9 protein-coding genes are annotated in these 14,861 nt (G+C 34.3%); 4 read left to right on the top strand and 5 right to left on the bottom strand.

What is annotated here, in order from left to right; all coding sequences use genetic code 11:
* Nucleotides 1-291: 291 nt before the first annotated feature.
* The 4 genes from P8H68_RS10715 (at nucleotide 292) to P8H68_RS10700 (ending at nucleotide 6,892) form a co-directional block, all read left to right on the top strand.
* Nucleotides 292-3,543, top strand: a complete 3,252-nt coding sequence (locus P8H68_RS10715; RefSeq protein ID WP_300324742.1) for a glycoside hydrolase family 2 TIM barrel-domain containing protein — start codon at nucleotides 292-294, stop codon at nucleotides 3,541-3,543.
* A gap of 230 nt (nucleotides 3,544-3,773) precedes the next feature.
* A complete protein-coding gene (locus P8H68_RS10710) occupies nucleotides 3,774-4,589 on the top strand; it encodes a hypothetical protein (protein ID WP_300324739.1) in 816 nt (271 codons plus the stop codon).
* A gap of 66 nt (nucleotides 4,590-4,655) precedes the next feature.
* On the top strand, nucleotides 4,656-5,981 hold the full coding sequence (locus tag P8H68_RS10705) for a family 43 glycosylhydrolase (protein WP_300324736.1): 1,326 nt from the start codon (nucleotides 4,656-4,658) through the stop codon (nucleotides 5,979-5,981).
* 26 nt (nucleotides 5,982-6,007) lie between these two features.
* Complete coding sequence (locus tag P8H68_RS10700; protein WP_300324733.1) at nucleotides 6,008-6,892, top strand: hypothetical protein; 885 nt, start codon at nucleotides 6,008-6,010, stop codon at nucleotides 6,890-6,892.
* 74 nt (nucleotides 6,893-6,966) lie between these two features.
* Here the strand turns inward: P8H68_RS10700 and P8H68_RS10695 are convergent, their stop codons facing one another.
* From P8H68_RS10695 to P8H68_RS10675, 5 genes are all read right to left on the bottom strand, one after another.
* Nucleotides 6,967-8,142, bottom strand: a complete 1,176-nt coding sequence (locus P8H68_RS10695; RefSeq protein ID WP_300324730.1) for a carboxypeptidase-like regulatory domain-containing protein — start codon at nucleotides 8,140-8,142, stop codon at nucleotides 6,967-6,969.
* Between the two features lie 221 nt (nucleotides 8,143-8,363).
* On the bottom strand, nucleotides 8,364-9,065 hold the full coding sequence (locus P8H68_RS10690) for a hypothetical protein (RefSeq protein WP_300324727.1): 702 nt from the start codon (nucleotides 9,063-9,065) through the stop codon (nucleotides 8,364-8,366).
* On the bottom strand, nucleotides 9,062-11,788 hold the full coding sequence (locus P8H68_RS10685; protein ID WP_300324724.1) for a T9SS type A sorting domain-containing protein: 2,727 nt from the start codon (nucleotides 11,786-11,788) through the stop codon (nucleotides 9,062-9,064). Before P8H68_RS10685 ends, P8H68_RS10690 begins: the two co-directional genes overlap by 4 nt.
* Nucleotides 11,789-11,812: 24 nt before the next feature.
* Nucleotides 11,813-14,335, bottom strand: a complete 2,523-nt coding sequence (locus tag P8H68_RS10680) for a T9SS type A sorting domain-containing protein (RefSeq protein ID WP_300324721.1) — start codon at nucleotides 14,333-14,335, stop codon at nucleotides 11,813-11,815.
* A gap of 195 nt (nucleotides 14,336-14,530) precedes the next feature.
* A partial coding sequence (locus tag P8H68_RS10675) for a T9SS type A sorting domain-containing protein (protein WP_300324718.1) occupies nucleotides 14,531-14,861 on the bottom strand: 331 nt, incomplete at its 5' end.

Here is a 14,861-nt window from a genome sequence, read left to right as displayed (position 1 = left end):
ACGCATCATATGCGTATGGTAATTTTGGTAATTCAAAAGCCATAATATATTTTTTTATTTATTTATAATGAAATCAAAGGTAGTAAACAGAAAGCATTAATTGAAATTTTAAAAATTTATTAATGTATAAGGAAATACTATACATATCCCGTAATAGCTGGTAGATTCAGTTTTTATCTAGATAAATAAAGCATTTGTTTCCCTTATAAAAACATTTGGCTTACCTTAAAAGCGAATTAAGACGCAAATTTGTTATACAACAAAATTCAATCACGTTTTACAATTAATTTTATGAAAAAAATTATTCTCTCCTTATTGCTTTTTACAGCAGTCAATTCTTTTGCACAACAAAACGATTGGGAAAATCCTCAGGTAAATCAAATAAATAAATTACCAGCAACGGCAACGTTTTATTCTTACGAAGATGCAAATCTGGCAAAGTCAAATGTTCGTGAAAAATCATCCTTTTTTAAATCCCTGAACGGTGACTGGAAATTTTCATGGGTTGCAAAACCTGCGGATGCTTCTGATGAGTTTCAGAAGGAGGATTTTGATGCCAGTTCATGGAAATCTATTGACGTTCCTTCTAATTGGGAAATGAGAGGTTATGGGACACCTATTTATACAAATTCAACCTATCCTTTTTTTAGTGATTATCCACTGATCAATCACCATGATAATCCAGTTGGACATTATATAAAAACCATTGATATTGATGAGTCATGGTCTACTAGAGATGTTATTTTACATTTTGGTGGTGTTTCTTCTGCCTACTATGTTTGGGTAAACGGAAAGTTTGTAGGGTATAGTGAGGATACGAGATTGCCTTCTGAGTTTGATGTAACAAAACATTTAAAAACCGGGAAAAATAAAATTGCAGTAAAAGTATATCGCTGGGCAGATGGAAGCTATATGGAAGCTCAGGACCACTGGAGAATGAGTGGTATTGAAAGGGAAGTTTTTATCAAGGCTGTTCCAAAAGTTCGGATTTCAGATTTTCATATCCGTACTGATTTTGATGAGAATTACGAAAATGCATTGCTTCAGATAAGACCAGAATTTATTGCAAATATTAAGAATAAATACATTAAAAAAGTAGGCCATTTTGGTGTTGCACCACTCGCTACTACTGTTGATAAATGGACTTTGTCAACTCAGTTAATAGATGCAGAAGGTAAAAATTATGGAGCCTCTTTAGAGATGCCGTTAAAGAAGTTTTTTTCTGAAAGATATCCTCAAAGAGATAATGTGTATTTCGGGTTGATGGAAACAGAAGTGAAGTCGCCTAAAAAATGGTCGTCAGACAACCCGTATTTGTACACGTTGTTATTTACATTAAAAGATGCTGACGGAAATGCTGTTGAATTTACAAGTGCTAAGGTTGGTTTTAGAGAGTTGGCTTTTGATGAACGAGGACGTTTTTTAGTGAATGGAAATCCAGTAAAATTAATCGGAGTAAATCGTCATGATCATCATATGAGTAATGGGAAAACGGTTTCTAGATCTGATATGGAAGAGGATGTTAGGTTGATGAAACAATTTAATTTCAACGCTGTAAGAACATCACACTATCCAAATGACCCATATTTCTATGATTTATGTGATCAATATGGAATCTATGTGATGGATGAAGCAAATCTAGAGACGCATGGAGTTAGAGGTCTTTTGTCTAATGTTCCGGAATGGGGAAGTGCTTATTTAGAAAGAGCCATACGAATGGTAGAAAGAGATAAAAACCATCCGAGTATCGTGATGTGGTCTTTAGGAAATGAATCAGGTAAGGGGCCAAATCATGCAGCCATGGCCGGATGGATAAAAGAATTTGATCCTACAAGATTTGTGCATTATGAAGGAGCGCAAGGAGATCCTACAGATCCAAGATATAAAAAAGCATTTTTCTCTCAGGATCAAGGAAATCCAACGGATCCTAAATGGGTAGATATGTTGAGTAGAATGTATCCTCAGCCAGCAGAATTGCAACATTTGATAGATGATACAAGTTTTGATAATCGTCCAGTTGTAATGTGTGAGTATGCGCATGCTATGGGGAATTCTGTAGGGAACATGAAAGAATACTGGGATGTAATTTATAAAAATGACAGAGCTTTAGGTGGATTTATTTGGGATTGGATTGATCAAGGGATACTTAGAAAAGATGAAAATGGTGTTGCCTATTATGCTTATGGTGGAGATTTTGGAGATACACCAAATGACGGGAGTTTCTGTATCAATGGTATTATAGCCTCAGATAGAACTCCTAAACCAGAAATTATAGCATGTAAAAAGGTAAATCAACCGGTTGTAATTAGCTCAGAAGATCCTAAAACAGGAAAGTTTGAAATCACCAACAGACATCATGCTCAAGATTTAACTAAATATGAAATATTTTGGGAGCTTACAGAAAATGGTAGGGTTGTAAAGAAGGGAATGCTAAAAGAAGGTCTTTCTGCAAAAGCTTTTGAAAAGGAAACGTTTCAGTTGAAATTAAAACAACCAAAATTACATAGTGGAAGTGAATATTTTATAAATATTTATGGAAAATTGAAAGAAGACCAACTTTGGGAGAAGAGAGGGTATGTTGTTTTTCAAGATCAGTTTAAGTTAGATTATTCTGTAAAACCAATCGCGGTTCAATCGAGTAATTCTGCTTTGCAAATGAAAGAAACTGAGAAGGAAGTTACAATATCAAACAAGTATGTTGTTTTAAAAATAGATAAGACAAGTGGATATGTAAGCAGCTATCAGTCAAATGGTATGGATTTATTAAAATCACCGTTGAAGTTGAATTTTTGGCGAGCAGAGACAGAAAATGATATGGCGTACCGTCGTGCAAAGAAATTGTCTGTAGAAAGAGATTGGATGCATGCTGAGGATAGATTTGTAGTGAAGAAATTTAGTGTTGATTCTAATAAAAAAGGAAGTGTTGTTGTTAGTGTTGAAGGGGAAATTGCAAATCCAAAAGTACAGGTAAAGCTAATCTATACTGTTTTGGGGAATGGAAAATTAAAGGTGGATTATGAATCAAATATTGATGCCTCCGCTCCCAATGTACCAAGAGTTGGAATGCAGTTTGATGTTGCATCCTCTTATCAAAATCTTAGCTATTTAGGAAGAGGTCCTCAGCCAAATTATATCGATAGAAATTATGGCGCTGAAGTAGGATTGTATTCAGGTTTGATTAAAACGATGAGCTATGGTTATGTGAAACCTAGTGAATACGGAAACCATACGGATACTCGATGGTTTAAGATTCATAATAATTCAAAAGGGCTATTGGTAAAAGGGGATGACTTATTGAGTTTTAGTGTTGTACCATTTAAATTATACAATCTTCAAGAAGCTCAATTCACAAAAGATTTGATAGAAACAAAAACATCTTCTGTGCAAGTGGATTTGATTCAGACAGGTGTGGGTGGTGATGATACTTGGTCGCCAAGAGCTGAACCACACAAAGAGTATAGAATAGAACCAGGTACCTATAGTTATTCATTCTATCTGATTCCGTTTTCAGGAACTATAAAAGCGGAAAGAATTAGATTCTAAAAACACTTATTGAATAGTATGTGTTTTTTATATCGCTAGATGTGTACAAATCCCTATGAATATTGGGGGTGTAAATTATGTTTTCAAGAAACCTCCTTTCTATAGATGGGAGGTTTTTTTCGTTAATAAGATAAGAATGCTCCTTATAAAATCATTTGTTGCCTTTGAAATCAGCCGTCAACTGTAGTTTTGATTCATATCAATAATCAATTTGAAAAACTAAATACTGAATGAAAAAATATAGAATACTATTCGTTATGCTCTTTTCTTTGATCTTAACATCGTGCGCTGGAGATGAAAATATTTCTCAAAATGAAGAGGGAATTGACAAGAGTCAAGGACCTAGTGAAGTTGAGGAAGAAGAAGGCGAAACAGGGGGTGAATCTAGTGACGTGGAAATTAAGATCGTAGATGGGATAAAATATGGACCAAACTTTTTAGTATTTGAACCTGAGATTACAAAGTCAGATCTTGGTGAATGGAAGTATAGAAAAAAAGGAGATGCCGAATATTTTGACAATACAACTTTAGCACCTATAAATGAAGATTATTTAGAGTTTGAAGGGAATTCATCTGGAGGCGGGAGTCCAAAATCGCCTATTGAAATAGTTTTCACATGTCCAAAGACGGCTAAGTACAATTTGGTTGGGCGTTTGTTGCAAAATTTTCCAGTGGGTGAGTCTTTTCATGATGATCATAGCAATGATATTTGGATTCAGTTGAAAGGTGATTTTACTTCTGCCACGAGCTTTTCTACAGAGCAATTGAAAGTGCCTCAGAAATATTTTGGAAGAGGGGTAAATGGAAGTCTTCCTAGGTCTCTTGGCGTAATGACAACTTTAGAGATAGATCATGTTAAGGGTTTGGCCAGTTATAATTTAATAAAAGATGAAGAATATACATTAATAATTTCAGGAAGATCAAAAAATGCATGTATTGATTATTTGAGCTTTTATGATTCTTCTCTTGGTTTGCAACAGTTGTTAGGGTATAAAAAAGACCCAGCTGTTGAATTAGATGAGATTTATTTACCTACTATTAATTAATCAAATTCCTACCCAAGAAATTTAGAAGGAACATTTCTTTTGGGTTAACCAGTAAATTTATATGTAATGAAATTATTAAAAATTATTTTAGTTCTTGTACTTGGAACATTAAGTTTTTTAAATGCTCAGAACCCATTGGTTACGCATATGTATACAGCCGATCCTACGGCGAGAGTTATGAATGGAAAAATGTATGTTTTTCCTTCAACAGATATAGTTTGTGAAGAAGGTAAAGGTGAAAATGGTTTTTGTATGCCTTCATATAACGTCTTTTCTTCTGAGGATTTGGTCAATTGGGAAGATCATGGAAAAATTATTGATCAGACAGAAGTGCCTTGGGGTGTAAAAGATGGATTTGGAATGTGGGCGCCTGATTGTGTGGAGAAAGATGGAATCTACTATTATTATTTTCCAGCACCGCCAACAGATAAAAGTGCCTTTAGAAGAGTAGGTGTGGCAACTGCAACAGCACCAGAAGGACCTTATACTTTAGAGAATGATTATATCAAAGGTGTGAATGGTATCGATCCAAATGTATTGGTAGATGATGATGGTAAAGCCTATTTGTATTTTGGTGGAGGGAAAAACCTTATGGTTGCCGAATTAAATAGTGATATGAAGTCAATAAAAGGTAAAGCCAAAATAGTGAAAGAATTACCTGGTAAATATAAAGAGGGGTCTTTTGTTTTTAAGAAAAAGGGAGTTTATTATTTTACATTTCCTCATGATGCATCAGGGTCTGAGGAGATTGCATATGCGGTTGGTAAAAATCCAATGGGACCTTTCGATTACAAAGGTGTTGTGATGGATAGATTCAAGGACGGTATTTGGACGAATCATCATTCTATAGTGGAGTTTAAAAAGCAATGGTATATTTTTTATCATCATCATGATATTTCAAACAATCAACACCTGCGATCTATGCGAGCAGATAGTTTGTTCTTTGATGAAAAAGATATGATTATAAAGAAAAAAGCAACCTTAAGAGGAGTTGGGTTAACATCAATTGATAAGCCTATTCAAATTGACAGATACTCAGATGCCCATAAAGTTAAGGTAAGTAGAATAAAAGGTGACTCAAATGTTAACTGGCAGTTAGATTATGTTGAAAATGGTGCTTGGGTTACTTATAATTCTGTTGATTTTGGGAAGTCTAAACCTAAAACAGTAACAGCTAGAGTAAGTTCAGGGTTACAAGGAGGAACGATCCATGTTTTTGTAGGTGGTGAGCGAGTTGCAACCATAAAAGTTCCAAACACAGGAAACTGGAATACATGGAAAGAAATAGAAGTACCGGTAAGCAAAAAGTTGAAAGGAGTCCAAGATATAAAGTTAACTTTTCAAGGAGACGCGAAGTATGTATTAAATCTTGATTGGATCAAATTTCAATAATTAAAAAATAGCTAAAGATAAAATTTATGAAAATTAGTAAGCATTTTTTCAAATTAATAGCATCAATAATATTTTTAATGGTTCTTTCGAGTTGCTCCGATTCTGCAGGAGAAACAGATGAGTTGGGAGATGAACCTTGTATAAAAACATGTCGTGGGGAATATGTTTTAAATGAAGAAACCTGTAATTGTGAAGAAAATATTTTCGTTTGTGAAGAGGTTTGTGAAACGGGTTTTACATTAAATGATGAAACATGTGAGTGTGAGGAGGATCCTGTTCCTTGTACTTTGGTGTGTGATTCAGGTGAAACTTTAAATGAAGAAACATGTGAGTGTGAAGCTCCTTTTGTTCCAACTGTCATTGCTGTAGAAGCAGAGACTGCAACTTTAGTGGCAGACTGGAAAGAGAAAACAGACAATGATGGTTATACAGGTAATGGATATATAGTTTGGGAAGGTGCAGCTCAATTTTGGAAAGGTGCAGAGGATATAGGTAAAGCAGGTCTTTTAACATATAAAATAAATGTAACAGTGCCTGGAACTTATTTGTTCCAATGGAGGTCCTTTATAGCAAAGTTAGCGGATGAAAAACCAGCGACTGAACATAATGATAGTTGGTTGAGAATGCCTGATGCTGATAATTTTTATGGATTTAAGAATGCTACTGGAACAATAGTGTATCCTAAGGGATCAGGAAAAACACCAAATCCAGCAGGTGAAAATGGGAATGGTTTTTTCAAGATTTATACAAATACGATCGGTTGGAGCTGGACGAGTAGTACTTCAGATCATAATCCACATCAAGTTTATGCTACTTTTTCTGAGGCCAAAGAATACACCATAGAAATAGCCGCAAGGTCAAATTACCATGGGATAGATTCCTTTAGATTGACGTTGCAGAAACCTGAATAATTGTTTTGATTACTCGTGTATAAAAAAGCCCTATTCTTTTAAGAATAGGGCTTTTTTATTTTTTATTTAAAAACTTACTTGTTAGAGATATTAAATTGTGTTTGAATAGGCACTCCGTAAAGTCCTTCAAGTTCTGTTTTAATTTTTTTATAGAATTTAGTTTCGGGTGGCGTACTTAAACCAGACCAGAAATCTTTATGATATGGCAAGTCAATAGATCCCATGTCTTTTTCAATACCAAATTCAGTTACATCTATTTTCTTTTTATCAGTTTCCACTTTATAAGCGAAAGCTTCCAGTCTGTAGTGTACATGTTCCGCAGGCGTTCCCCAGTATTTTTGTGGGATTTGATCCTTAGGGAATTTCCATTCATTATGATAATAACTTAGATATAATCTGCCACTTTTGTGTTTTTTGTAAATATATAACGAGCTTCCACGTTCAATTCTGTAGACTTTATAACTGTCTAACCCAATATAAAGAATAATTTTTTCCCATTTTTTCTTAGGGTTACTTCCTGTTAGTATCACAACATCTTCTCCTTCATACGAAGAGTCTCCTGTTTTCTTCCAGTTAAATTTTTTCAAATTCCTTCTGTGCTGAGAGTCATTAGGAACTAGAGGGTTTACTTCAAACATACTTGTGATAGAGTGTCTCCATTGTTCACGTTTCCATATTCTGTAATCGGCAGATTTTCTAATTTCACTAACTTCCACTCTGCCCATCCAGTAGGCAGGTCCTCGATCTTTGATTTTTATATAGTTTTCAACAAAAAATTTGGCTCTTCCTCCTTCAGTAGCTGCTCTTCTATATAAAAAGTCTGTTTGGTGAATGGAACTAAGTGTATTTAATTTTAGATTTTTTAAAGCATTAAGCACATAATCCTTTGCTGGAAGAAGAACAATATCTTCCAAGGAAACAACATTCTCAGTTAAAGTAATTGTTTTGTTTTCTGAAGCGATAAAGTCAGATACCAATGTTTTATAGGTATTAAATCCTAGATAAGAAACGTACAAAGTGTCTTTTAATTCTGCATCAGAAATACGAAGATTGAATTCCCCATCTTCGTTACTTGATGTACCAATATTTTTGTTGGATATTCCAATGGCAACATAAGGCAGTGTCATTGGTGTTTCATCCATAATTATTCCAGTTAATTCAATAGTTTTTTCTTGAGAAAAAACTTGATGTGATGTTAGAACAAAAAATAGACTGAATAAAATTAATTGTTTTAAGTTAAATAGTTTCATGTAATTAGTGGTTTTGTTTGCTTCACAAAATAATAACAATATCAAGATATATAAAAAACACGAACTGTATATTAACTAGACAGCTATAATATTCTAAAACTAATTAGTTGATTTATACTTAATGCAAACTATAGAATTTAGCAGATGCAGAATTATATAAAAACAAAAGCCTAGAAATATTTTTCTAGGCTTTTGTTTTTTACATGAATTAAAGAGAGTTCTTATTGAGTTCGGAAATCAAAAATGGGTGACGTAGATTCATTTCCGTAACTGTCCTTTGTAATAATTTTCCAATAGTATATAGTATCACTTGAGAGTGAACTGATCCAATACTCATTTACTGTAACGCTTGCAATTGAAGTTGTTGGAGAAGCATTGGTGTCCATAAAAATTTCATAACTTAAGTTGTCTCCATCTAAATCACTCGAATTCCAAGTTAAATTAAAATTTGTTGGTGCTGTACTTCCCATGATTGGATAAGTTGCTTCAGCTGGAAAGGGAGCGTAGTTTTGTGTTCCCAATCCCGCATTGTAAAATTTCCATTCAGAACTTTTGGTCTGGTCCGAAAATCTTTCTCCAATTGCAATAACGTACCAAGAGTAGGGTACACCTCTTTCAAGCGTTACTTTTTTACTTGTCTCAGTAGAAGTGATACCACTTTCTTTATTTGTATTTAGGTTCGTTAAAGTTAGAATATAACTGCTTGCCGATGCGGTGCCATTCCATTCAAATAAAACGTCACTTCTAGTATCAGAAATGATAGTTCCTTGAAAGCATTCTGAATCATTTAAAGGAAATATTAAGGTTGGAGTTTGTTCAACGGAGTTACCACTCCCATCATCTATATCCTCGGATCCAGATGAACAACTCTGAATGATGAAAGTAACTAATAATATATATGTAAGTCTTTTTAAAAGTATCATTTTTTAATAATTTTAGATTGTATTTTATGATTTTTAGAAATGATATTGATCAAATACATTCCTGATGGGATGTCTGAGAAATCAATTATGATCGAATTGTCTAAGAGTTGTGTTTGTCCAGATTTAATGATTTGACCTGTTGTTGAATAAATCTGATAATTTAAGTTATAATCCAAAAAGTTTATCGTAGAAATTAAAAGTGTTTCACCTACAGGATTAGAGGCAAATAGTTGAGTATTCGAGATAGAAATCGATTCTTCATGAGTTCCTTGACAGTCTTTATTTGTCGACACTAAAATTTTATTGGATGGAGCTGTCAGTTCAATTTCAAATTCGTTTTGATCCGTCATATAGGTCGTTTCATTTACCCGAATTCTATAGAACTCAGCACCTGAGAGTTCAAGGTTTACCGTTTTTTTGTTTTTGGAGATATTTGATTTAACAAATAAGTTGGAAGGCTGTGTGATATTTAAATTAAAACTTTGAAGAAAACTATCGTTGTCTTTGATGCTTATTTTTATGACATAGTTTCCTGCCGCTAAACCTGAAAAAGAAGTAGCGTTGTTAAATTCATTGGCAATAGAGGAGTTTTCAAGAGTTGCGATATATTCAAGATTTTCATTGGCAATAATTGAAATTGTTCCATCGGCAGCACCTGAGCAAGTCTCACCTGTGCTTAAAATTTTAAAATTATCAGTTTCAAGTGTGAAAACAGGACATCCTTGTGTGTTAACTGGTGTTCCAAAAGGAGTATCTGGACAAATGTCATCTGCGTCTCCAACACCATCTTTGTCTTGATCATCTTTTGGAAAGGTCAAGCAGTCCTCGCCCGGAAGTCCATAACAGCCTAAACCATTTGGACTCAATTTATAGTTCCAAGTTACTCCGGCTACCCATTTTGTTCCTCCATATTCATTTGCACCTATGTCTGGGGAGTTTCCAATGTATCCATCAGTTATTCCGGGGATTAGCTTACCTGAATCAATAGCTTCAGAAGTAGCTGTTAGATTGAAATTTCCTGTACTTATATTCTGAAAAGAATCTGCTGTTGTTGTTAGATTATTTTGTTTGTCTGATTGAGGTTCCCATTCGTCATCCCCCCCAAGGTTGTTCCATACATTAACATTACTAAAAGCGGTTCCTTCCTTATGCCATGCACCCATTGTTCCGCCCTCATTATTCCATAGTGTATTGTTAAAAATGTCTATATCTGTACCGTTCCAGTTTATTTGTATACCCGTCCATTTCGTGTTCCATATGACATTATGGTGTACAGAAAATCCGGCTGCATTATTATCTAAATAGATACCTGCTGCTTTTTTAAGACCATCTCTAGATAGTGCATCATGAAACCAATTGTGATGAATTACAGTGTTGTTTTGTCTTCCTACGGTGTAAAAAAGACCACAGTCATCTGCAATTAAATTACTTTTTGAAATATCATTGTAAGCAATTTCATTGTTTTCTCCACTATAATTCACTGCATCTCTACCTCCGTTGCTTACTGTGTTATTAATGAATTTTGAGTTCTTCATTCCTCTTAAAACAGCAGGGGCATCATAAGAACCTAGTGTATTAAAATCATGAATGTAATTGTCTTTGATGGTATTGTTTTCACCTCTTGCGTTAATTCCGGTACCAGCACCAAAAGCTATTTCACATTTTTCTATAGTGTTATAGGATCCTTGTAGTTTAAGTGCAGCAACACCAGAATTGAAACTGGTCACAACACCTTGAGTATATGCTCCATAAAATGAAGAAATACCATAAAGGACATTGTTGGTGGTTTTAGAGTTTGTTTGCCATGTGGTAGAGTCTTCCATATTTATTCCTCCTCCAAAAACAGCCAGATTTCTAATTTCAATGTGTTTTCTGTCTTTTAAATTTATGGTTTCTTTTCTTCTTCTCATTTTTACATTACCATCTTCGGGTGCTGAGCCGCCTGGTAATTGTATAAAAAGCTCCATTGTAGAAGGGTTGAAGTACCATTCATTTTGATAATCTAAGGCTGCTTTTACACCTTCTAAATAAAAATCACCTAAATCTGCAGGTGCATGAAAAGTACGTATCCAATCAGGGTCTTTATCTAGATTGAAATTAACTCTTCCTGAAGAACTACTTGTAATTATTGATTTCCAAGCAATCCAACCAGATCCAGGTTTGTCACCGTAAAACCAAACAGCCCCATCGGTCCAATCAATATTCGGGATAGTATTCTCTTCTAAATATGCATTATTTATTACATTGGAGTTACTACCACCAGTATTTCTTAGTGAGTTTAAAGAAAAGGCACCGGGTTGAACTTTATTTGGCCATCTTGCCAAATCTAAAGCCGTCTCGTTATGCATAACAAAATTTTCTTGACCTAAAGAGTTGAACGGAATTGTTGTTTTATAAATAGACCCTGAATCTTGCGTCCAACCTTCCAAAGCTTGCATTGCAGAAATGATTACTCTGTCTCCTGGATAAGATTGGAAAATAATAGGATTGCCGGAAGAACCTGAATTTGCAGGAGCTAAAGTTTCTTCATAAGTACCTTCTTTGATAAATACAACATCTCCAGCAACCGCAACGTTAGCTGCTTTTGTAATGGATAAGTACGGACTTGTTTCGGTACCACTATTAGTATCGTTTCCAGATTTAGAAACATATATGTCCCTGGCGGAAATCTGAAATTGCATCAGAATTACTGGGATGAGAAATAATTTTTTAAATGAAATCATTGAGTTTAAATTTGAATACTTTAATTATTTGGTTTTATGAATTGTGAGAGTATTACTTTTTTGTAACGTCTCTATCTTTATATGATACATGCCAATTGATAAAGGGGTAGTGTCAATTTGAGCTTTATTGTCGTGAATTGTTATCTGTTTGGATAAAACAAGTTTACCTAATGAATTGTAGATGTAAATTGTTGAAGATGAACTTGGGTCTTGTCCAAAATCAATAGTATAAAAATCATTGGCCGGGTTTGGATATCCAAAAATTTCGTTTCCTATGGAAATTTCATTTTTATAAATACCTTGACAGTCCTTGTCTGTTTTTACTGATATTTTGTTGGTTCCGTTTTTTAAAGGAATTTCAATTGTATTTAATGAAGTCTTGAACGTCTTATGATTGTGTGAAATTTCAAATATGTTTCCGCCTTTAAGAGTTAAGATAGTAGTCTTTTTTGTTTGGTTTGTTTTACTGCTTACCTGTAAGGCGTCCGGTGAGGTGATTACAACTTGCAGTGATTCTTGGTAGTTTTCATTTTGTGCAGCTGAAAGGGCGATGGAATAAATTCCGTTAGGTAAATTTTCAACGCTCAAGTTTTCGCTAAAAGTGTAGGTTTCATCATAAGTATCATTATAGATTCTAGCCGTGTATACATCAGAGAAAATGGGATTAAAAAGAATGGCTCCTTCTTGGGTGTCAGGACAAGGATTAGAGATGGTTTTTACACTCATAGAACCAATTTCTTTTTCATAGATATCCGTTGCAAGGATCATAGAACTTATATGACCACCGTTATCAGGAAAGATAACTGAGACACTGTTGTTGTTTTCATTTAGCAGGTTGACTGAAAAAGGAATCTCAATCATACCAAAAAAATCTTCCCTATCTGCTTGATCATAACCTTTATAGTTTGTTGGGACTTCAACCTCTACACCATTTACTTTTACAATAGGTTTTTTCGTGACATCATGTTTCCTACCAATACTCATTCTAAGGTTCGCAAATCCGCTTCCTTTGATGATATTGTTAAAAGTGTAGTTGATTTCATTATTTGTAGTAATCGGTTCAAGATAATTTGAAGCATAATAATTGCTTGTTTTTACAGAATTGCTGAACTCAATATTTTCTTTAAAAGTGTATTCGAGCATTACAAATTCATCTTTGATTAGGTTTATTTCGGATGGACTTGTGCTTGAGGAGTTGCTAGTATAAACATGTGCTTGTTGTGGGTAAATGATCAAATCTTTAACAAGTACAGATTCTAAAAGTGTTGTGTTTGAGAGGAAATTCAAATTCACTTTTTGTTCATGTTCATCAAGATTATTGAGAGCAACATACATTTTAGCATTTTTTACAAATGCATGGCATTGAATATCAGGATTGTCACTTTTTATCAACACTCTTTTTCCCTCAACATTTTTCCAAAGTTCATAAAAAAGGATTCTAGGTGTGTATTCCCAGTCTTCTATTTGGTCTACTGGTACGCCTATGTTGGTAGGTTTCCAAAGAACCGCACCGTAGGGTTGGTAATTATTTTCTGCCGTAATATGCCAAGTAGCCTTACCTGTTATAAATGGAATAGAATTACAAATTCTGTCTTCTCTATCTAATAGATTTAAAAGGATATGATTTATGGAAGCAACCGTTTGAATGCTCGCTAAATCACTGTAATCGTCACCATATCCTTTTTCAATAGCTCCATATTCTGTTATGGCATGTGGTTTTATTTTATTCCATTTCAGCATGCTATAGTTTTCTATGATGTCTAGAATAGCTTCCGAATTACTACCAGATCTTTTACTGTCCTGGCCGGTTACATTAATTCCATCATACAAATGTGTAGAAAATCCATACATGTTTTCTCCAGCTACATCCATAAATAACTTCATATTATCTTCCCATTGGCCAAAATCCCATAACTCCATGGAAGGCCATGCGGCAGAGTAACCAATTACTTTCATGTTTTTAAGTTCTGGCTTGGCATGGATGCTTTTACCTACTTCATTATAAAACTGAGCCATTTGAGTTTTGATACGTTGATTCTCCTCAGGATCCCATCCTTCATAAAAATCATCAGCATGTACAAAAGGTTCGTTCATGACTTCGAAAAACTCTTGTCTGCCTGAGTTGTTGGCAAAATTGTTATAGTATTCTACAGCCCAATCTGCAGCGGAAAAAATATTGAGTCCATCTTTAAAAGCACTTCTAGGGTGCTCCGTGGCTACATAGTTTGATAACACAGCTTTGATGGTGCTGTTTTCAGGTCTTGGATCTGGGTAGACTCCTACTTCTCCAGTTTTGCTTTTAGCATAAGAATAGGCGCCCCAAAATCCCCTTCCTCCCGTTACGTTATAGTCTAAACGGAATTTTGATTGTTCTGTATCAGAACCTGTATCATGTACTGAGAAAAATTTAGTCCTATCCAGTTCAGAAATCTCCCCAATAAAACGTTGGCACTTTTGATCTATGTATACGTTAGATTCTTGTGCTTGTCCGTCGTGAAAAAGAATCGTTACAAAGAGAATAACAAATATTCGAATATTAGATCTCATGAATGGGTCAGTTTGGTTGGTGTATCAAAATTACTTGTTAAGTAAATTTTGTTGGGAAACAGATGAAGTTGATAGGGAAACAAATGTCTTTATCTAGTCTATCAGATGGAATTGTTCTTTATGAAAAAGAAAAAGCGTAATTCGGTTAGAATTACGCTTTTTATAAAGGCTTTAGTTTAGTTTTGATCCAATTGTTTAGTTTTTGATAAGTTTCCTCAAAATGCCATTGTCCATTTGAAGTATGTATATTCCGTTTGGAAAATGAGATAAATCTATAATGTTCGTAGCTGGAATTGTAAGTAAATGCTTTCCTAAAATACTTTTAATATGAATTAGTTTTGCATTTTCAATATTTGAAATGTGTATTGTCCCGTTGGTTGGATTTGGATATATTTTAATCTTATTTAAGGTTTCTTTTTCTGCTGAAAGAGGTTCAGAAATAGTTAAATAAGAATGACTCGGCATTGTTGGTGTGAAATTGGGGTCTGAACCATCGAACATTCTCAATTCGTATCTGTAGGTTGCA

Origin of the sequence: Flavicella sp. (genome assembly GCF_029238425.1) — a bacterium.
Classification (GTDB): domain Bacteria; phylum Bacteroidota; class Bacteroidia; order Flavobacteriales; family Flavobacteriaceae; genus Flavicella.
The sequence above is the reverse complement of the archived record's forward strand: the minus strand, read 5'-3'. Positions and strand labels throughout refer to the sequence as shown.